This is a genomic window from Pseudomonas sp. P4_B3 (assembly GCF_056402295.1).
The window spans coordinates 116,268-134,624 of record NZ_JBFUHR010000012.1 but is presented as its reverse complement, the minus strand read 5'-3'; the positions used below and the strand labels follow the sequence as shown (position 1 = coordinate 134,624).

19 protein-coding genes and 1 pseudogene are annotated in these 18,357 nt (G+C 60.0%); 12 read left to right on the top strand and 8 right to left on the bottom strand.

The features are described from left to right. Positions 1-206: 206 nt before the first annotated feature. Positions 207-1,154: a LysR family transcriptional regulator gene (locus AC1DWG_RS16315; RefSeq protein WP_477756016.1), complete on the bottom strand. Its 948-nt coding sequence runs from the start codon at positions 1,152-1,154 to the stop codon at positions 207-209. Between the two features lie 150 nt (positions 1,155-1,304). Between AC1DWG_RS16315 and AC1DWG_RS16310 the strand changes: the two genes are divergently transcribed. Continuing rightward, complete coding sequence (locus tag AC1DWG_RS16310; RefSeq protein ID WP_477756017.1) at positions 1,305-2,831, top strand: CoA-acylating methylmalonate-semialdehyde dehydrogenase; 1,527 nt, start codon at positions 1,305-1,307, stop codon at positions 2,829-2,831. 10 nt (positions 2,832-2,841) lie between these two features. Then, positions 2,842-3,729: a 3-hydroxyisobutyrate dehydrogenase gene (gene mmsB, locus AC1DWG_RS16305; protein WP_150728379.1), complete on the top strand. Its 888-nt coding sequence runs from the start codon at positions 2,842-2,844 to the stop codon at positions 3,727-3,729. Positions 3,730-3,869: 140 nt separating this feature from the next. Here mmsB and AC1DWG_RS16300 read toward each other — a convergent pair whose 3' ends face one another. The 4 genes from AC1DWG_RS16300 to AC1DWG_RS16285 form a co-directional block, all read right to left on the bottom strand. Beyond that, complete coding sequence (locus AC1DWG_RS16300; protein ID WP_007988984.1) at positions 3,870-4,214, bottom strand: cupin domain-containing protein; 345 nt, start codon at positions 4,212-4,214, stop codon at positions 3,870-3,872. Positions 4,215-4,320: 106 nt separating this feature from the next. Then, a complete protein-coding gene (locus tag AC1DWG_RS16295) occupies positions 4,321-4,692 on the bottom strand; it encodes a MerR family transcriptional regulator (RefSeq protein WP_477756019.1) in 372 nt (123 codons plus the stop codon). Positions 4,693-4,741: 49 nt separating this feature from the next. Next, entirely contained in the window at positions 4,742-5,320 is a 579-nt protein-coding gene (locus tag AC1DWG_RS16290; RefSeq protein WP_477788012.1) for an NAD(P)H-dependent oxidoreductase, read from the bottom strand. 42 nt (positions 5,321-5,362) lie between these two features. Further along, a complete protein-coding gene (locus AC1DWG_RS16285) occupies positions 5,363-6,247 on the bottom strand; it encodes a LysR family transcriptional regulator (RefSeq protein WP_477788031.1) in 885 nt (294 codons plus the stop codon). A gap of 203 nt (positions 6,248-6,450) precedes the next feature. Between AC1DWG_RS16285 and AC1DWG_RS16280 the strand changes: the two genes are divergently transcribed. Beyond that, positions 6,451-7,215, top strand: a complete 765-nt coding sequence (locus AC1DWG_RS16280; RefSeq protein WP_477788011.1) for a sulfite exporter TauE/SafE family protein — start codon at positions 6,451-6,453, stop codon at positions 7,213-7,215. Here AC1DWG_RS16280 and AC1DWG_RS16275 read toward each other — a convergent pair. Then, on the bottom strand, positions 7,205-7,519 hold the full coding sequence (locus AC1DWG_RS16275) for a putative quinol monooxygenase (protein ID WP_477788010.1): 315 nt from the start codon (positions 7,517-7,519) through the stop codon (positions 7,205-7,207). The genes AC1DWG_RS16280 and AC1DWG_RS16275 overlap by 11 nt on opposite strands. 163 nt (positions 7,520-7,682) lie before the next feature. On the opposite strand from AC1DWG_RS16275, the gene mdaB reads away from it, so the two are divergent. From mdaB to AC1DWG_RS16240, 7 genes are all read left to right on the top strand, one after another. Further along, entirely contained in the window at positions 7,683-8,273 is a 591-nt protein-coding gene (mdaB, locus tag AC1DWG_RS16270; RefSeq protein ID WP_477788009.1) for an NADPH:quinone oxidoreductase MdaB, read from the top strand. Positions 8,274-8,339: 66 nt separating this feature from the next. Beyond that, on the top strand, positions 8,340-9,275 hold the full coding sequence (locus tag AC1DWG_RS16265; protein ID WP_477788008.1) for a LysR family transcriptional regulator: 936 nt from the start codon (positions 8,340-8,342) through the stop codon (positions 9,273-9,275). A 79-nt stretch (positions 9,276-9,354) separates the two neighbouring features. Beyond that, positions 9,355-10,248 (top strand): NAD-dependent epimerase/dehydratase family protein, encoded by an 894-nt coding sequence (locus AC1DWG_RS16260; RefSeq protein ID WP_477788007.1) that lies wholly within the window; start codon positions 9,355-9,357, stop codon positions 10,246-10,248. 210 nt (positions 10,249-10,458) lie between these two features. Then, positions 10,459-11,904, top strand: a complete 1,446-nt coding sequence (locus AC1DWG_RS16255; RefSeq protein ID WP_477788006.1) for a SulP family inorganic anion transporter — start codon at positions 10,459-10,461, stop codon at positions 11,902-11,904. A gap of 65 nt (positions 11,905-11,969) precedes the next feature. Further along, the gene (locus AC1DWG_RS16250) at positions 11,970-13,427 is read left to right on the top strand and encodes an N-acyl-D-amino-acid deacylase family protein (protein ID WP_477788005.1); all 1,458 of its coding nucleotides are present in this window, start codon (positions 11,970-11,972) and stop codon (positions 13,425-13,427) included. A gap of 168 nt (positions 13,428-13,595) precedes the next feature. Next, the gene (locus AC1DWG_RS16245; protein WP_477788004.1) at positions 13,596-13,961 is read left to right on the top strand and encodes a type II toxin-antitoxin system RelE/ParE family toxin; all 366 of its coding nucleotides are present in this window, start codon (positions 13,596-13,598) and stop codon (positions 13,959-13,961) included. Next, positions 13,954-14,259, top strand: a complete 306-nt coding sequence (locus tag AC1DWG_RS16240; RefSeq protein ID WP_218429176.1) for a helix-turn-helix domain-containing protein — start codon at positions 13,954-13,956, stop codon at positions 14,257-14,259. The genes AC1DWG_RS16245 and AC1DWG_RS16240 overlap by 8 nt, the downstream gene beginning before the upstream one ends. Positions 14,260-14,332: 73 nt before the next feature. Here AC1DWG_RS16240 and AC1DWG_RS16235 read toward each other — a convergent pair whose 3' ends face one another. Together AC1DWG_RS16235 and AC1DWG_RS16230 are read right to left on the bottom strand one after the other, a co-directional pair. Beyond that, entirely contained in the window at positions 14,333-15,196 is an 864-nt protein-coding gene (locus AC1DWG_RS16235) for a methyl-accepting chemotaxis protein (RefSeq protein WP_477788030.1), read from the bottom strand. Further along, a pseudogene (locus tag AC1DWG_RS16230) lies at positions 15,191-16,117 on the bottom strand (methyl-accepting chemotaxis protein); the annotation flags it as partial. The gene AC1DWG_RS16235 and the pseudogene AC1DWG_RS16230, both read right to left, overlap by 6 nt. Positions 16,118-16,511: 394 nt before the next feature. Between AC1DWG_RS16230 and pmrG the strand changes: the two are divergent. Next, positions 16,512-17,183 (top strand): lipopolysaccharide core heptose(II)-phosphate phosphatase PmrG, encoded by a 672-nt coding sequence (pmrG, locus tag AC1DWG_RS16225; protein ID WP_477788003.1) that lies wholly within the window; start codon positions 16,512-16,514, stop codon positions 17,181-17,183. A 34-nt stretch (positions 17,184-17,217) separates the two neighbouring features. Further along, the gene (locus AC1DWG_RS16220) at positions 17,218-18,051 is read left to right on the top strand and encodes a phosphatase PAP2 family protein (RefSeq protein WP_477763157.1); all 834 of its coding nucleotides are present in this window, start codon (positions 17,218-17,220) and stop codon (positions 18,049-18,051) included. Positions 18,052-18,357 lie beyond the last annotated feature (306 nt).

Genomic DNA, 18,357 nt, shown 5'->3' with positions numbered 1-18,357 from the left:
CCCCGTAGGCCCCTCGTGCCTGAGGCTTGTCGGGCGTGCCCGCATGGGGTCCTTACGCGACCTCGATGCCGATTAAAAGGCTCCGCACATACTGTGGACCCCCGGTGGCGAGGTGTTACAAGTTGCGTACCAACCTCTGTTACAAACCGTTGGCAAAGGACTGTTGGCCTCGTTACGATGCCCCTACCTGATTCCTTGAAGATTCACTAATCGGCAAACAGCATCTCCCGGCTTTCACCCATCAGCAGACCCTGATTCTGCTCGGTGACCTCGCGGATGTAATCCCATAACAGGGTGATCCGCTTGAGCTTGCGCAGGTCTTCGCGGCAGTACATCCAGAATTGTCGGGTGATATTGATTTCCTGCGGCAACACCGGCAGCAGGCGCGGGTCCTGGGTGGCGAGGAAGCACGGCAGGATCGCCAGTGAGCGTCCTTGCTGCGCGGCCACGAACTGCGCGATCACGCTGGTGCTGCGCAGGTTGGCGCTGGCGCCGGGCAATACGTTGGCCAGGTACAACAGCTCCGAGCTGAAGGCCAGGTCGTCGACGTAACTGATAAATGAATGCTTGGCCAAATCGGCTGGTTTGCGGATCGGCGGGTGGTTGTCCAGATAATCCTGGGTCGCATACAGCTGCAATCGGTAGTCGCATAGTTTGCAGCAGACGTACGGGCCATGCTCCGGACGCTCCAGAGCGATGACAATGTCGGCCTCGCGCTTGGACAGGCTGATGAAGTGCGGCAGCGGCAGGATATCCACCGAAATGGCCGGATAGGTGTCGACGAAGTGGCTCAGCTGCGGCGTGATGAAAAAGCTGCCGAAGCCTTCGGTGCAGCCCATGCGCACGTGACCCGATAGGGCCACGCCAGACCCGGAAACCTGCTCGCACGCCATGTGCAGGGTACTTTCGATCGACTCGGCATACCCCATCAACCGCTGGCCTTCGGCGGTCAGGATAAAGCCGTTGGTCCGGGATTTTTCGAACAGCAATGTGCCCAACGCGGTTTCCAGGGAGCTGATGCGTCGCGACACCGTGGTGTAGTCCACCGCAAGGCGCTTGGCCGCGGTGCTGGCCTTGCGGGTGCGGGCGACTTCAAGGAAAAACTTGAGGTCATCCCAGTTCAATGAGCCGAGGGAGGTGATGTTTTTTTGCATGTTGGACCGGTTTTTATGTGCGTTCTTATTAGAAGTTTGCACATCTATACTCCAAAAACAGTCCGTTAACCAATTCGCGGCACACGCCTCATCTCAAGGCGACTTTCTCGCCTTGACTCCCAAGATAAAAACAAAGATCTGGAGACCCACATGAACGCATCGCTCACGCCCAACGAAACCACCGTGCAGAAGGTCAAGCTGTTGATCGACGGCGAGTGGGTCGAATCCAAGACCACCGAATGGCACGACATCATCAACCCGGCGACCCAGCAAGTGCTGGCCAAAGTGCCGTTTGCCACCGCCGAAGAAGTCGACGCGGCCATCAGCGCAGCCCATCGCGCTTTCCAGACCTGGAAGCTGACGCCCATCGGCGCGCGGATGCGCATCATGCTCAAGCTCCAGGCACTGATTCGCGAACACTCCAAGCGCATCGCYGCGGTCCTGAGTGCCGAGCAGGGCAAGACCATTGCCGACGCCGAAGGCGACATTTTCCGTGGACTGGAAGTGGTCGAGCACGCCTGCTCCATCGGCAGCCTGCAAATGGGCGAATTCGCTGAAAACGTCGCCGGTGGCGTCGATACCTACACCCTGCGCCAACCGATCGGCGTGTGCGCAGGCATTACTCCGTTCAACTTCCCGGCGATGATTCCGCTGTGGATGTTCCCGATGGCCATCGCCTGTGGCAACACCTTCGTGCTCAAGCCGTCCGAACAGGACCCGATGTCGACCATGCTGCTGGTGGAGCTGGCGATCGAGGCGGGCATTCCGGCCGGTGTGCTCAACGTCGTGCACGGCGGCAAGGACGTGGTGGACGGGCTCTGCACCCATAAGGACATCAAGGCAGTTTCCTTCGTCGGTTCAACCGCCGTCGGTACTCATGTCTATGACCTGGCCGGCAAACACGGCAAGCGCGTGCAATCGATGATGGGCGCCAAGAACCACGCCGTGGTGCTGCCGGACGCCAATCGCGAACAAGCGCTGAATGCGCTGGTGGGTGCCGGCTTCGGTGCCGCCGGTCAACGCTGCATGGCCACCTCGGTGGTGGTGCTGGTGGGCGCGGCCAAGCAATGGTTGCCGGATCTGAAGGCGCTGGCGCAAAAGCTCAAGGTCAATGCCGGCAGCGAGCCGGGCACCGATGTCGGTCCGGTGATCTCGAAAAAGGCCAAGGCGCGGATTCTCGACCTGATCGAGAGCGGCATCAAGGAAGGCGCCAAACTGGAGCTGGACGGTCGCGAGATCTCGGTTCCCGGTTACGAGAAGGGCAACTTTGTCGGCCCGACCCTGTTCTCCGGCGTGACCACCGACATGCAGATCTACACCCAGGAAATCTTCGGCCCGGTGCTGGTGGTGCTGGAAGTTAATACGCTCGACGAGGCCATTGCCCTGGTCAACGCCAACCCGTTCGGCAACGGCACGGGCCTGTTCACCCAGAGCGGCGCGGCGGCACGTAAATTCCAGAACGAAATCGACGTCGGCCAGGTCGGTATCAACATCCCGATTCCGGTGCCGGTGCCGTTCTTCAGCTTCACCGGTTCGCGCGGTTCCAAGCTTGGCGACCTCGGCCCGTACGGCAAGCAAGTGGTGCAGTTCTACACTCAGACCAAGACCGTCACCAGCCGCTGGTTCGATGACGACAGCGTCAACGACGGTGTGAACACCACCATCAACCTGCGTTAAGGAGCCGGACATGAAAATCGCTTTTATCGGTCTGGGCAACATGGGCGCGCCGATGGCGCGCAACCTGATCAAGGCCGGCCATGCACTGCGCCTGGTGGACCTGAACAAAGCCGTGCTGGCGGAACTGGAACAACTGGGCGGCAGTATCAGTGCATCGGCCCGTGAAGCGGCAGAGGGCGCCGAACTGGTGATCACCATGCTGCCTGCCGCGGTGCATGTACGCAGCGTGTGGCTGGGTGAAGACGGCGTGCTCGCCGGTATCGGCAAAGGTGTACCGACCGTGGATTGCAGCACCATCGATCCACAGACCGCGCGGGACGTGGCCGCCGCCGCGGCCAAACAGGGCGTGGCCATGGCCGATGCGCCGGTCTCTGGCGGCACCGGTGGTGCAGCCGCCGGGACGCTGACCTTCATGGTCGGCGCCACTCCCGAACTGTTCGCCACCCTGCAACCGGTACTGGCGCAAATGGGCCGCAACATCGTCCATTGTGGTGAGGTCGGCACCGGGCAAATCGCTAAAATCTGCAACAACCTGCTGCTGGGGATTTCCATGGTCGGCGTCAGCGAAGCCATGGCGCTGGGCGATGCCCTGGGCATCGACACCAAGGTGCTGGCGGGCATCATCAATAGCTCAACCGGGCGTTGCTGGAGTTCGGAGATGTACAACCCGTGGCCGGGCATCGTTGAAACAGCGCCGGCGTCGCGCGGTTACACCGGTGGTTTCGGTGCCGAACTGATGCTCAAGGATCTGGGGCTGGCTACTGAAGCGGCACGTCAGGCGCACCAGCCGGTGGTACTCGGCGCGGTGGCGCAGCAGTTGTATCAGGCGATGAGTTTGCGTGGGGAGGGTGGTCAGGACTTCTCGGCGATCATCAATGGTTATCGCAAACCGCAATAAGGGATATTTCCGGGAATCCGCGTCGGGCGGGTTCCCGGTTTTTTATTTGGCAGAAAGAAAAGATCGCAGCCTTCGGCAGCTCCTACAGGGGAATGTATACACCCCGTAGGAGCTGCCGAAGGCTGCGATCTTTTGCTTTATCAGGCAAACACGAAATATTTGCGCACGGTTTCCACCACTTCCCAGGTGCCTTTCATGCCTGGCTCGATGACGAAAATGTCACCGGCGCGCAGGTGGATCGGCGCCATGCCTTCCGGGGTGATGACRCAGTAGCCTTCCTGGAAATGGCAATACTCCCACTTCACATATTCCACGTACCACTTGCCCGGCGTGCAGATCCAGGTGCCCATGATCTTGCTGCCGTCTTCACTCGTGTAGGCGTTGAGGTTGACGGTGTGCGGGTCACCTTCGAGCTTTTCCCATTTGCAGGCGTCGAGCACGGGCAACGGGTGGGTGTCGCGAAGAACGGTAATCGGTGCGGTCATGATGACTCCGGGCAGTGGGCTCAAGAACTGAAGTCGCACCCTATAGCGCCTGCCCAACCATCAGTTGTCTGTGCTCGACACTGAGCTGTCCAGAAACGCACGACCCTCAAATACGGTTCAGTGGACAGTCGAGCCGGGATTGTTCGAGGCTGTTCTCGAACTCGACCAATTGCGAGTGCTGTTGCGACAGCGCCGCTATCCGTTCGCCGATTTCCTGTTTTTTGCTGGCGATGACCTGATGTGCCCGTTCCCATGGCAACTGTGGGCCCAGATGTCCGGCGAAGATTGACTGCAATTCCTTGAGTCTGAAACCCAGCTGCTGCGCACATTTGATGAAAATCAGCAGTTCGACGCTGTGCTGGTCATAGATGCGGTACTTGCCCTGGCGGCGAGCGGCAGGCAGCAGGCCAATCGACTCGTAGTGGCGGATGCCTTTGACAGTGGTTCCGGAACGTTGCGCGGCTTGGCCGATGTACATGGGAAGGTCCTTTTCTCCGAGGGTAAAGCTCGGTGCATTATCGACAGACTCACCCGCTGGCGATAGCTTCGGCTTGCCGTAACCAGGCCGCATGCCGGTCTGCGCTGGCGCCGAGAATTGGCCCGAAGGTGAGGGTTCGGGTTGGCTTGATGCCACAGAATTCCAGCGTGGTTTTGCGGACCTGATGCAAACCGGGCATGCGGTAGATCCATCGGTAGTACCAGGGCGGTGTGTCCATGGTCACCAGCAGGTGGGCGGTTCGGCCGCGCAGGAGTTTGTCGGGAAAGGCTTTGCCCTGGCGATACTTGAAAGCAAAACCCGGCAAGAACACCCGGTCGAAAAAGCCCTTGAGCAAGGCCGGAATTCCACCCCACCAGATCGGATAAACCAGCGTCAGTTGTTCGGCCCACAGGATGTCGGCCTGGGCGTTACGCAAGTCGGCCTCCAGCGGCTGGACCTGTTGATAGCCTTCACGCAGCACCGGGTCAAAATTCATTGTGCCGAGAAACAACTGACGCACCTCATGCCCGGCGCGCACTGCCGACTGCGTGTAACGTTCGGCGAGGGTGGCGCAGAAGCTGTTGCCGGACGGATGCCCGAGGATCACCAGTATTCGTTTGCCCATCATCGCTGTCCTTGAGGATCAAACCTCAAGGATAAAGTCTGTCCCTCAGGGGAGAGTCAAGGCGTGCAGCAGGGCCTTGGCATAGCCGGGTAATGCGGCGAAGTCCCGGGCACAGAGCAGCAGTTTGCGTTGGCCCCAGGGTTCTTGCAGGGCGAGGCTTTTGAGGGGCTGTCCGCCTGACCTGCGTTCGACCGCGGCCAGCGGTATGATTGCCAGCCCCGCCCCTCGGGCGACCATGCGCATCACGCCATCGAAGCCATCGGCGCGGATGCGGATCTGCATGCGCAGGCCGGCGTGCAGTGCCTGCTCTTCCAGGTAAACCGCCAAGGCGCTGTTGGCATTCAGGCTGACGTAGTCGTGATGCAGCGTGTCGCTGAAGCTCACTGAGGTCGCATGAGCCAAGGGATGTTCCCGGGGCATGATCAACACCAGCGGATCATCGCGGAACGGTCGGGTTTGCAGGTCATCGGTGTCCACCGCGTCGGAAACGATGCCCAGGTCCGCCGCCCCCTGGCGCAAGGCGTGGGTGATGCGGGTGCTGGGCAGTTCCTGCAGGTCGATGTCGAGGTTGGGATGGCTACGCAGGAAATCCGCGAGCAACTCTGGCAGGTACTCGGTGATCGCCGTGGTGTTGCACAGCAGCCGCACCTGGCCTTTGACGCCCTGGGCGTATTCGGCCAGTTCCTGTTGCAGGCGTTCGGCCTGTTGCAATAGAACCCGGGCGTGTCGGGCCAGGGCATTGCCGGCCGGCGTCGGGCTGACCCCACGGCGATTGCGCAGTAGAAACTCGACGCCCAGCGACGCCTCCATGGCGCGAATTCGCGCGCTGGCCGCCGCGAGGGACAAATGACTGTGTGCGGCGCCGGCGGTGATGTTGCCGGAGTCGAGGATGTTCAGGTACAGGCGCAGGTCGGTCAGGTCGAAGTGCATTGTCATCCCCGGATTTTTTGCTGTCTGGACTAGCGCCTTCGCGGGCAAGCCCGCTCCTACAGTGGATCGCGTCACCTGTAGGAGCGGGCTTGCCCGCGAAGAGGCCAGTCGTTTCAGCGAAATACTCAGCCTCTGTCAACACAAGAGGCAGCCTCAGTATATGGCAGATTTTCAATCAACCTTTGCGGGCTCACCATAGCCCCATGAACACTCTCTCGGCGTTTTATCAGAATCTCGGTTTAACCCTTTCGCTGTTGGTTATCGGCACCTTTGTGCTGGCCGGCATGATCAAGGGCGTGATCGGCCTCGGCCTGCCGACCGTTGCCATGGGCCTGCTCGGTCTGGCTATGGCGCCGACACAGGCTGCGGCGCTGTTGATCATTCCTGCGACCCTGACCAACGTCTGGCAACTGGCATTCGGCGGGCATCTGTCGGGGCTGGTCAAACGGTTGTGGCCGATGTTGCTGGCGATTTTCATCGGCACCGGGGCAGGCACGCTGTGGATCGGCATGAGCGGTGGTCACTGGGTGGTGCGAGGGTTGGGAGCGGCGTTGTTGCTGTATGCGCTGAGCGGTTTGCTCCTGCCGACTCTGCGCGTGGGGCGGCGCAGCGAACACTGGCTCGGTCCATTGTGTGGCGTGTTGACCGGCGTCATCACTTCGGCCACCGGCGTGTTCGTGATTCCGGCGGTGCCCTATCTGCAAGCGCTGGGCTTGAGCAAAGACGAGCTGGTGCAGGCGCTGGGCCTGTCGTTCACCGTCTCGACCCTGGCCCTGGCCGGTGGATTGCTATGGCGTGGCGCACTCGGCGGGGGCGAGTTGAACGCATCGCTGCTGGCGCTGATCCCGGCCATGCTCGGCATGTGGCTGGGGCAATCGCTGCGCCAGCGGATCAGCGCCCTGCTGTTCAAGCGCGTGTTTTTCGTTGGCCTGGGTGTGCTCGGCGGCCATTTGCTGATCAGCGGCTAGCGGACGACGGGCTGATCATCTCGATGGCGCGGATCTCGAAGTCCCGTTCCAGGTATTCATCACGCTGCTCAAGGAACTGCTTCATGTGCGGCAGGTTCGAGTGCACGTCGAGGAGGGCCTGGGATTGCCAGATCTCGTAGAAGATGAACAGGGTCGGGTCCTGCTTGTCGCGCAGCATGTGGTATTCGATGCAGCCAGGCTCGGCGCGGCTCGCTTGCACGTAGCCGCTGAAAAATGCTTCGAAGGCGTCGGATTTTTCCGGGCGAGTCTTGGCGTGCAGGATGAAGCCCTGGATTTCACTCATCTACATCTCTCCTCAAGTCAGAACTGATGCCAGTCTAAGGCAACAATCGGCTGTTGATTCGTGCTTGTAGATCAAATGAATTTTGCCAAATCGAGGCTTATTCCGCGCGAGGCCGATCGGTACTCTGCCGCCATCCGATTCCCGACCCTTCCCGAGATCTCTCATGAAAAAAGTCCTGTTGCTCAATGGCGGCAAAAAATTTGCGCACTCCGACGGCCGCTACAACTCCACCCTGCATGAAGCCGCATTGAGCGTGCTGGATCGCGGCGGTATGGATGTGAAAACCACCTTCATCGACGAGGGCTACGACATCGCCGAAGAAGTGGCCAAGTTCCTCTGGGCCGACGTGATCATCTACCAGATGCCCGGCTGGTGGATGGGCGCGCCGTGGACCGTGAAGAAGTACATCGATGAAGTCTTCACCGAAGGCCATGGCAGCCTCTATGCCAGCGACGGTCGCACTCGCTCCGACGCCTCGCAGAAATACGGCAGCGGCGGCCTGATTCACGGCAAGCAATACATGTTGTCGCTGACCTGGAACGCCCCGCAGCAAGCCTTCGACGATCCGACCGATTTCTTCGAGGCCAAAGGCGTGGACGCGGTGTACTTCCCGTTCCACAAGGCCAACGAGTTCCTTGGCATGACCGGGTTGCCGACGTTCCTCTGCGTGGACGTGATGAAGCGCCCGAACATCGAAGGCGACGTGGCGCGTTATGAGCAGCATTTGGCTGAGGTGTTTGGCCTCAAGGCTTAACGCTCGGCTACTATCCGATGCAACGGCCAGGAAGATCGCAGCGCCGATTCGCAAACGAGGACACACGTGAAAGCCAGATCCGATGAATTGCAGATTTTCGTCTGCGTGATTGAATGCGGGTCGATTTCTGCGGCAGCCGAGCAGGTCGGGCAAACGCCTTCGGCGGTCAGTCGCACGCTGTCGCGGCTGGAGGCCAAGCTCGACACCACGCTGATCAATCGCACCACGCGGCGCATGGACCTGACCGAAGAGGGCAAGTACTTCTTCGAGCACGCCAAGCGGATTCTCGATCAGATGGACGAGCTCGAAGAGCGCCTGTCCTCACGCCAGCAAACGCCGTCCGGGCGGCTGCGGATCAACGCGGCATCGCCTTTCATGCTGCACGCCATCGTGCCCTACATCGATGAGTTCCGCAGGCTTTACCCGGACATCCAGCTCGAACTCAACAGCAATGACTTGATCATCGACCTGCTGGAACAGAGCACCGACATCGCCATCCGCATCGGCACCCTGACCGACTCGACACTGCATGCCCGCTCCCTGGGTTGCAGCCCGCTGCACATCGTTGCCAGCCCGGCGTATCTGGAAAAGCACGGCACACCGCAAGCCGTGGCCGACCTCTCCGAGCATTCGCTGCTGGGATTTACCCAGAACGAAGGCCTCAACCAATGGCCGCTGCGTTATGTGCATGGCGATCGCTGGCCGATCCAGGCGTCGATCAGCGCATCCAGCGGCGAGACCATCCGCCATCTCGCACTGGATGGCCAAGGCATCGCGAGCCTGTCGCATTTCATGACCATCGAAGACATTCGTGCCGGACGCTTGAAAGTGTTGTTGGCCGAATTCAACAGCGGCTATCGTCAGCCGATCAACGCGGTGTACTACCGCAATTCACAGCTGGCCCTGCGGATTCAATGCTTCCTGGACTTTATCCAGGGCAAGTTGGCGGATTATGCGAGCGCAGATTTCAAGGGCTCATTCGTGATTCCTGCGCAAAAGTGAATTGGGTCAGAGGGCATTTTTCGGCAGTGATCGCTCCTTGATACTCCTTGCATCACTGATCAACGCAGGGAGTTTCTCCATGAACGTATTCGTCACCGGCGCTGCCGGTTTTATCGGCGGCTCCATCGCCACGGGCCTGGTCCAGGCCGGCCACAACGTCACCGGTCTGGTACGCAGCGCCGAACAAGCCGATCAACTGCGCGCACTGGGCATTTCTCCGGTGGTGGGCAGTCTGGACGACAGTGCCCTGTTGGCCGATCAGGCGCTGGCTGCCGACGCGGTGATCAACGCGGCCAGCAGTGATCATCGTGGTGCGGTGGAAGCCTTGCTCGATGCCCTGCGCGGTGCTGGCAAAGTGTTCCTGCACACCAGCGGTTCGAGCATTGTCGGTGATGCCTCGGGCGGTAAATCCAGTGATGTCATCTACTTCGAAGACAACCTGCCGGAACCGACAGTCGACAAGGCCGCGCGCGTGGCCATCGATAATCTGATCCTGGCGGCAGCCATGGACGGGGTGAACTCGGCGGTGATCTGCAACACGCTGATCTACGGCCACAGCCTGGGCGTCCATCGCGACAGCGTGCAGCTGCCGCGCCTGCTCAAACAGGCGCGCAAAAGCGGCGTGGTACGCCATGTCGGCACGGGCCGGAACATCTGGTCCAATGTGCACATCGAAGACGTGGTTGCGCTGTACCTGCTGGCGCTGACTGAAAACGTACCTGGCACCTTCTACTTCGTTGAAAGCGGTGAAGCGTCGTTCATCGACATGACCACCGCCATGGCCCAGGCGCTGAACCTGGGCGAACCGCAAGACTGGCCGCTCAAGGATGCTGAAGCCGAGTGGGGCTATGAAATGGCCAACTATGGCCTGGGTTCCAACAGCCGGGTGCGCGGCAAGCATGCCCGAGAGTTGCTGGGCTGGGTGCCGAAGCGCACGTCGGTGGTTGAGTGGATTCTCGGCGAGATGGTGTGAGTTCGCTTTAAACCGCGTTGCTTCCATCGCGAGCAGGCTCGCTCCCACAGGGGATTTGCGTTGTACACGGAGTTTGAGTCGGACGCAGATCAAATGTGGGAGCGAGCCTGCTCGCGAAGCTTTTTCAGAGGTTCATTAACTGGCCGGTTTGTCGTCAATTCCGTAACATCCGCACACTCTTTTCTCGTCTCTCCCTGTGTGCGGTTCCCCATGAAAGCAAAACGTCTACGCGCCGATGTCCTGGCCGGACTTACCACGTCCTTCGCTCTGTTGCCCGAGTGCATCGCCTTCGCGCTGGTGGCGCACCTCAATCCGCTGATGGGGCTCTATGGCGCGTTCATCATCTGCACCCTGACCGCGCTGTTCGGCGGGCGACCTGGCATGGTGTCCGGCGCCGCCGGCTCGATGGCCGTGGTGATCGTCGCGCTGGTGGTTCAGCACGGCGTGCAGTACTTGCTGGCCACGGTGTTGCTGGGCGGGCTGATCATGATGGCGTTCGGGCTGCTCAAGCTCGGCAAGCTGGTGCGCATGGTGCCGTACCCGGTGATGCTCGGCTTCGTCAACGGCCTGGCGATCATCATTGCGCTGGCGCAACTGGAGCACTTCAAGAGTGGTGAGGCCTGGTTGAGCGGTGCGCCGCTGTACATGATGCTCGGGCTGGTCGCGGTGACCATGGCCGTTGTCTATGTGCTGCCGCGCCTGACCCGTACCGTGCCGCCGGCGCTGGTGGCGATTCTCGGTGTGGGCCTGGCGGTGTATCTGCTTGGCCTGCCGACCCGCACCCTGGGCGACATGGCGCACATTGCCGGTGGCTTGCCGACGCTGGCGCTGCCGGACATCGCGTGGAATCTGGACACCCTGCGGATCATCGCGCCCTATGCGATCCTGATGGCGCTGGTCGGGTTGCTGGAAACCCTGCTGACCCTGAACCTCACCGACGAAATCACCGAGAGCCGTGGTTACCCGGATCGCGAGTGCGTGGCGCTGGGGGCGGCGAATCTGGTGTCCGGTGCGTTCGGCGGCATGGGCGGGTGCGCGATGATCGGCCAGACCGTGATCAACCTCAGTTCTGGCGGGCGCGGCCGTTTGTCCGGGTTGGTGGCCGGGGTGTCGATCCTGCTGTTCATTCTGTTTCTCTCGCCGCTGATCGAGCGCATTCCATTGGCCGCGCTGGTCGGGGTGATGTTCGTGGTGTCGCAACAGACCTTCGCCTGGGCCTCGTTGCGGGTGCTGAACAAAGTGCCGCTGAATGACGTGCTGGTGATCATCGCGGTGACGGTGATTACCGTTTTCACCGATCTGGCCATTGCGGTGCTCTGCGGCATCATCATTGCGGCGCTGAACTTTGCCTGGCAGCAGGCCCGTCAGCTGTATGCCGACAGCCACCTGGAGAACGACGGCACTAAGCTGTACCGGGTGCATGGCACGCTATTCTTCGCCTCGACCACACCGTTTCTCAATCAGTTCGATACGGCCAATGACCCGGTGCAAGTGACGCTGGATTGCCAGCATCTGAGTTTTGTCGACTACTCGGCCATCGCCGCGCTGGGCACCTTGCGCGAGCGCTACGCCAAGGCCGGCAAGCATCTGCGGGTGCTGCATTTGTCCGAGCGTTGCAAGAAATTGCTCAAGCGCGCCAGGATGCAACACGACTGAGCGTAATAAACTCGTCCTCGACGAATACCGCGGCGGCGACGATCAGTTACCGCTGGGAGACTGACATGCTGTACGACACGCTGATTCGCAACGCCCTGATCATCGATGGCAGCAACAGCCCCGGTTACCCCGCCGACGTGGCCATTCTCGACGGGCGCATCGAGCGTATTGGCGACTTGCGCGATGCCCACGCCAGCGAGGAAATCGACGCGCAGGGCCATGTGCTGGCGCCGGGTTTCATCGACGTGCACACCCATGACGACACCGTTGTGATTCGTCAGCCGCAGATGCTGCCCAAGCTCAGCCAGGGCGTGACCACGGTGATCGTCGGCAACTGCGGGATCAGTGCTTCGCCAGTGAGTTTGCGTGGCGATCCGCCGGACCCGATGAACCTGCTCGGTACGGCTGCGGCGTTCGTTTATCCGACCTTCCGCGATTACCGCGCGGCGGTCGAAGCGGCGAACACCACGCTGAACGTTGCTGCGTTGGTCGGCCACACGGCGTTGCGCAGCAATCATCTGGACGACCTGTTTCGTACCGCCAGCGCCGATGAAATCAGCGCGATGCGCGAGCAACTGCGCGAAAGCCTTGAGGCCGGTGCGCTGGGCCTGTCCACCGGTCTTGCCTATGCCAGCGCCTTCTCGGCATCCACCGAGGAAGTGATGCAACTGACCGAAGAGTTGACCGCGTTCGGGGCGGTCTACACCACCCATTTGCGCAGCGAATTCGAACCGGTGCTGGAGGCCATGGACGAGGCCTTCCGGATCGGTCGTCATGCGCAAAGCCCGGTGATCATTTCCCACCTAAAATGTGCCGGCGCCGGTAACTGGGGGCGTAGTCCGCAGCTGCTGGCGTCCCTCGAACAGGCGGCGAAAACCCATCCGGTCGGTTGCGATTGCTATCCATATGCGGCGAGCTCATCGACCCTGGACCTCAAGCAAGTTACCGATGCCCACCGTATCACCATCACCTGGTCGACCCCGCACCCGGAAATGGGCGGCCGCGACCTGATGGACATCGCCGCCGAATGGAATGTGCCGTTGCTGGATGCCGCTCGCCAACTGCAACCGGCCGGTGCGGTGTACTACGGAATGGATGAGGCGGATGTGCGCAGAATCCTCGCGCATCCGCTGTCGATGGTCGGCTCCGACGGCTTGCCGGAAGACCCGTTTCCGCACCCACGCTTGTGGGGCGCATTCCCCCGGGTGCTCGGACATTTCAGCCGTGACGTAGGATTGTTCCCGCTGCACACCGCCGTGCACAAAATGACCGGGCTATCGGCGGCGCGCTTCGGTTTGAAGGAACGCGGCGAAATCCGCGAAGGTCATTGGGCGGACCTGGTGTTGTTCGATCCGGCAACCATCCGCGATATCGCCGATTTCAACGATCCGCAGCAGGCGGCACAAGGTATCGAGGGCGTATGGGTCAACGGTGTGTTGAGCTACCGCGATGGTCAGGCCAACGGGCGCAGGGAAGGGCGGTTCCTGGCACGGGAAGGGGATTTGCGTACGGGGTTTCAGTGAGTTTCAAGGACTGCGCCAGCACTCGCGCGCCCTCTAGAACTCGACGACATCCAGGTTCCACCAGCAATCATCATTAACAATTGTGTGGAGGCTCAAGGCTAGTCGAAGGGTCGCTGAAACTCATACAGTTATTCCCTTGAGGTTATATTCCGCAGGTGGCATATTTGTATGAAATGGGACGTTGAATATACGGATGAATTTGGCGATTGGTGGGGCAATCTGAATGAAAAGGAGCAGGCTTCAGTATCGGCGAGTGTCGACTTGCTGGAGCTCTTCGGACCGGGTCTCGGATTTCCCCACAGCAGCGACATCAAGGGTTCGCGACATGGCAATCTCCGAGAGCTGCGGATACAGCATGGTGGTCGCCCTTATCGCGTGTTGTATGCATTTGATCCGCGTCGATGTGCGTTATTGCTGATCGGTGGCGATAAGACTGGTCAGGATCGCTGGTATGAAGTTCATGTCCCCGTGGCCGAAAAGCTGTATGACGAACATTTGGAAACACTGGGTAAAGAGGGCCGCAACGATGGCTAAAAAATTCGCTGAGCTTCAAGCACGCATGTCGCCTGAGTCACGTGCCGATGCAGAGCAGTTGCTCCGACAACACTTGAAAGAAATGCCTCTGCATGAGCTTCGAAAAGCCCAGGAACTGAGCCAGGAAACATTGGCCAAGGCCCTGCACATCAACCAGGCGGCAATCTCGAAAATGGAACGGCGCACAGACATGTACATCAGCACCTTGCGCAACTACATCCGCGCGATGGGTGGCGAGTTGGAAATCATCGCCACCTTTCCTGAAGGCCAGGTAAAAATCGAAAACTTCGCCAAATAGGCAGCTCGACTGCCTGGAATGAGAGAAGCCCTTTATTCAAAGGGCTTCCTGGCAACGCGCTGACGTGTTCGGCCTAGACCCTGAAGTGACTCACCATCATCTGCAACTGATTCCCCAACCGCGCCAGTTCAACACTCGACGCAGCCGTTTCATCACTCGCAGCAGCCGTCTGTTCAGACACGTCGCGCACGTTGATGATGCTGCGGCTGATCTCTTCGGCCACGGCGCTTTGTTGTTCGGCAGCGGCGGCGATCTGCTGGTTCATCGACTGGATGCTGGACACTGTGCGGGTGATGTTCTCCAGCGACTCGCCGGCCTTGCGGGTCAGGGCCACGCTGCTGTCGGTGAGGGTGCGGCTGTTGTTCATCACCGCCGACACTTGTTGCGTGCCGTTCTGCAAGCCGGCCACCAGGCCTTCGATTTCCTCGGTGGATTTTTGCGTGCGCTGGGCCAGGCCGCGGACCTCGTCGGCCACCACGGCAAAACCACGACCGGCTTCACCGGCACGGGCCGCTTCGATGGCGGCGTTGAGCGCCAGCAGGTTGGTCTGTTCGGCCACGGCCTTGATCACGTCCATGACGCTGCCGATCTTGTCACTTTCCCGTTGCAGCACGCTCATGGCCTCGGTGGAACGCACCACTTCGCTGGCCAGACGCTCGATCTGGGCGATGGCTTCGTTGACCACTTTGTCACCTACACGGGCTTCGCCATCCGCCGCCGCAGCGGCTTGCGAGGCTTCTTCGGCGTTGCGCGCGACTTCCTGCACCGTGGCGGTCATCTCGTGCATGGCGGTGGCCACCTGATCGGTCTCGACTTTCTGGCTGTTGACCCCGGCACTGGTCTGTTCGGTCACAGCCGACAGCTCTTCGGCGGCGCTGGCGATTTGGGTCACGCCATCGCGGATGCCGCTGATCAAGTCGCGCAGGGTCACGCCCATGCGCGCAATGCCTTGCTGCAACACGCCGAGTTCATCGCGACGGCTGACCACCACGTTCTGGGACAGGTCACCGCTGGCGATGCGATCGACCACCGCCAGGGTTTCGCGCAGTGGACGGGTAATCTGGCGAGTGATGACCACGGCGGCAATGATGCCCACCAGCAACGCCAGTAATGTGCTGATCAGTTGCAGGGTGCGCGCCTGGGCGCTTTCGGCGTCACGGCGATCGAGCTGAGTCTGATACAGCTGATCGCTCTGGGCCACGATGGCGGCACCCTGGTCGGTCATTTCCTTGCGCGCTTGCACCGCGTCATTGCTGGCGGCCTTGTAGGCCTGCAAGGCACCGCTATAGTTGCCAAGCGCCGTTTCCAGCTGACGCAGGGCGTCTTGCTGCGAATCGGCGAAATGCGCATTCAGCGGTTTCAGGCTGGCAATGGCGGCGTCCAGTTGGCCGACGGCTTTTTGCTCTGTCTCGGCATCGGTACTGGCGGTGTAGCCACGCACTTCGTATCGGGCCAGGAGGAACGCCTCCTTTGCAGCCGTAATGGTCTGGAACTGTTCGAAGCGCTGGTCGCTCAGCGGCATTTGCTGCACGCGGGTATTGATGTCATTGATCAGCGTGTTGGCGGTTTCGGCGTTGGCACTCATGGCGTCGCGGGCGCTGTTGCCGGCGCGATAGGCGTTGCGCATCTTGCCCAGGGATGTCTTGTAGGCATCGATGACGGCGCCTTGCTCTCGCAGCAGCTTGAGGTTTTCCGGGCTCTTGAACTTCGCCAGCAGGGCTTGCTGCTGGGCCGAGAAGGCGTCGAGGGTGGTCTGCACGCTCTGTGCGGCGGTTTCGTCGCCGTTGGTCAGCATGTATTGCAGGCGAACCACGCGCAGCTTGGTCAGGCCGGCGTTGAGCTGGGTGATGTCGCTCATCCAGTTACTGCGGTCGATCAACCCGCCCAGGCTGGTCCAGCCGGTCAGAGCGAGGATGCAGGTCAGTGCCAGGACCAGGCCAAATCCCAGGCCCAGTTTCAGGTTCACGCTGATGTTGCCGAACCAGCTATTCATCACATTCCTCCAGGAACTTAGTGCTTCTCTATCGTCGGTTGGCTGGAAGATTGTTTTTTTTGGGGGCCGCCAAGCTGTGTAAGCAGGATGTATCGGCAGCAATCCCGGGAGCTGAAAGGTTTTTGTGCGGCGGATTCTGTAACAAGGTTTTTGCAATGCTTTAAGCTTTTTTTCACATGTCTTTCACTCGCCGGCAACGCACGTTTCTTTAGCCTTTCGGGATCTAATGAGGTGTTGCGTGCCGGTGAGGCGGCTTGATGTGGAATTGAGACTGAGTCTTTTCGGGAAAAAACGCTCGATCGATTTGAACCGCTATGCTCGCTATCGCAATGCCGCCGTGGTGTTGGCCTCGGCGCTGCTGGTCATCCCGCTGACCGTATTTTTGTTACGTCCCGCCACCGCACCGGACCTGGCTCACGGCAATTTAGCCGGTGCACAGGCTTTGATGACGGGATGGGCCAAGGGCGACATGATCGTGCTGGTGCGTCACGTCGAGCGCTGCGATCACTCCTCGGCGCCTTGCCTGATCGGCAACGATGGTATTACCGAGCGCTCTCGCAGTGTTGCCGAGAGCCTCGGGGCACAGTTCAAGCACCTGGGCCTGGACAAGGCCGATATCTACAACAGCCCGATATTGCGTACAGCGCAGACCGCCAACTTCATGTTCAACAAGGTTGGCACGGGTGAAAACTGGCTGATCAGTTGCAAGGGCACCATGCTGCGCGACACGCTTGCGCATAAAGTGGCTGGGCGTAACCTGATTCTGGTGACCCACAGCGAGTGCATGGAGCAACTGGAAAAAGACCTCAAGTTACCGACTTCGACCCTGGGTTATGGCGCTTCACTGTTTATTTCCGCCGAAACCCCGCAGACTCCGCGCTTGCTTGGCTACATCGACGCTTCCGACTGGAGCTCGGTGAGCACTCATTGAGTTTTTTCCTTCTCTTTTTTAATCAGGATTCACAATGCTGACCGCTTCTCGCTACCGCTTTTACTGGGTGAATTTCGGTATTCCGCTGGCCTGCGCGGTCGTGGTGTTTCTGATGTTCGACATGACCAGCATCGACATCGCCTTCAACAATTACTTTTTTGATCCGGTAACGCAGACGTACCCGTTGGACCATGTCCATCTGTTCGAAAAAATCACCCATAAATGGGCGCGGATCATTCCCAACTGGACCGGCGAAATTGCGATTATCGGTGCCTTGCTGTCGTTTCTCTGGCCGCGTCTGAAGGCTGAAAAACACTCGAAAATCATCGCCTTCCTGGAAAAAATCAAAGTCGCACCGGTGCTGCGCTTTGCCACCCGGCACCGTCGCGATTTTCTCTACGTGGTGTTCGCGTTCTCCATCAGCACCGGGGTGATTCACTACCTCAAGGGCCACACCAGTGTGTATTGCCCGATCGAGACCACCCAGTACGGCGGCAAAAAGGAGCACGTTGAGTGGTATGAGAATTTCGACCTGCTGAAAGTCGCCGGTGACGGTCGCTGCTGGCCGGGCGGACACGCATCGGGCGGGTTCACCATGCTGGCGTTGTACTTCGTGGCTCGCCGTTATCGCTGGCGCTATTCCAAAGCGATCATGTACGGCTCGCTGACCCTCGGTTTCATCTACGGCACAACGCGGGTGCTGCAAGGCTGGCACTACATGTCCCACACCCTCTGGGCCGGGATCTTTGTGTGGCTGGCGTGTTTGCTGACGGCGCTGGCGTTTTACGGGCGAGCGAGGCTGGAACAGCCGGTGCTGTCCAAATCGCAAAAACCGGTACCGGCGACTCAGACTGAACCAGTGAATTGAGTCCGCTTTGAACGGCGAAACCCGCAACCCGAAAGGGCGGCGGGTTTTTTCTTGCCCGAGGAAACCTCCAGTGAGCTCAGGGTTTGTGTGCGACTGCGATCAACGATGGGACAGGGCGCGACATAACTTCTGGCTACCGGAAAAGGAAGGCCAAAAAAACAGGCTGGAAAAAAGTGTACGGAACGATTTCTTAACAAATCGTGAACAACTGCTGTGATCTATTGAGGGTGAAGGTCGACCTTCATTTCGCCACCCTGTCTGGCTTTCCAAGCCCAGTGAGTTCCTGATTGAAGCGCACAAATTCCA

Excerpts from the sequence above, each read along its gene's own strand:
- AC1DWG_RS16295 (WP_477756019.1), bottom strand. The coding sequence starts at position 4,692 with ATGTACATCGGCCAAGCCGCGCAACGTTCCGGAACCACTGTCAAAGGC.
- AC1DWG_RS16240 (WP_218429176.1), top strand. The coding sequence starts at position 13,954 with ATGGCTAAAAAATTCGCTGAGCTTCAAGCACGCATGTCGCCTGAGTCA.
- AC1DWG_RS16280 (WP_477788011.1), top strand. The coding sequence starts at position 6,451 with ATGAACACTCTCTCGGCGTTTTATCAGAATCTCGGTTTAACCCTTTCG.
- AC1DWG_RS16220 (WP_477763157.1), top strand. The coding sequence starts at position 17,218 with ATGCTGACCGCTTCTCGCTACCGCTTTTACTGGGTGAATTTCGGTATT.
- AC1DWG_RS16315 (WP_477756016.1), bottom strand. The coding sequence starts at position 1,154 with ATGCAAAAAAACATCACCTCCCTCGGCTCATTGAACTGGGATGACCTC.
- AC1DWG_RS16250 (WP_477788005.1), top strand. The coding sequence starts at position 11,970 with ATGCTGTACGACACGCTGATTCGCAACGCCCTGATCATCGATGGCAGC.
- mdaB (WP_477788009.1), top strand. The coding sequence starts at position 7,683 with ATGAAAAAAGTCCTGTTGCTCAATGGCGGCAAAAAATTTGCGCACTCC.
- AC1DWG_RS16255 (WP_477788006.1), top strand. The coding sequence starts at position 10,459 with ATGAAAGCAAAACGTCTACGCGCCGATGTCCTGGCCGGACTTACCACG.
- AC1DWG_RS16245 (WP_477788004.1), top strand. The coding sequence starts at position 13,596 with ATGAAATGGGACGTTGAATATACGGATGAATTTGGCGATTGGTGGGGC.
- AC1DWG_RS16275 (WP_477788010.1), bottom strand. The coding sequence starts at position 7,519 with ATGAGTGAAATCCAGGGCTTCATCCTGCACGCCAAGACTCGCCCGGAA.
- AC1DWG_RS16235 (WP_477788030.1), bottom strand. The coding sequence starts at position 15,196 with ATGGGCGTGACCCTGCGCGACTTGATCAGCGGCATCCGCGATGGCGTG.
- mmsB (WP_150728379.1), top strand. The coding sequence starts at position 2,842 with ATGAAAATCGCTTTTATCGGTCTGGGCAACATGGGCGCGCCGATGGCG.
- AC1DWG_RS16290 (WP_477788012.1), bottom strand. The coding sequence starts at position 5,320 with ATGATGGGCAAACGAATACTGGTGATCCTCGGGCATCCGTCCGGCAAC.
- AC1DWG_RS16285 (WP_477788031.1), bottom strand. The coding sequence starts at position 6,247 with ATGCACTTCGACCTGACCGACCTGCGCCTGTACCTGAACATCCTCGAC.
- AC1DWG_RS16260 (WP_477788007.1), top strand. The coding sequence starts at position 9,355 with ATGAACGTATTCGTCACCGGCGCTGCCGGTTTTATCGGCGGCTCCATC.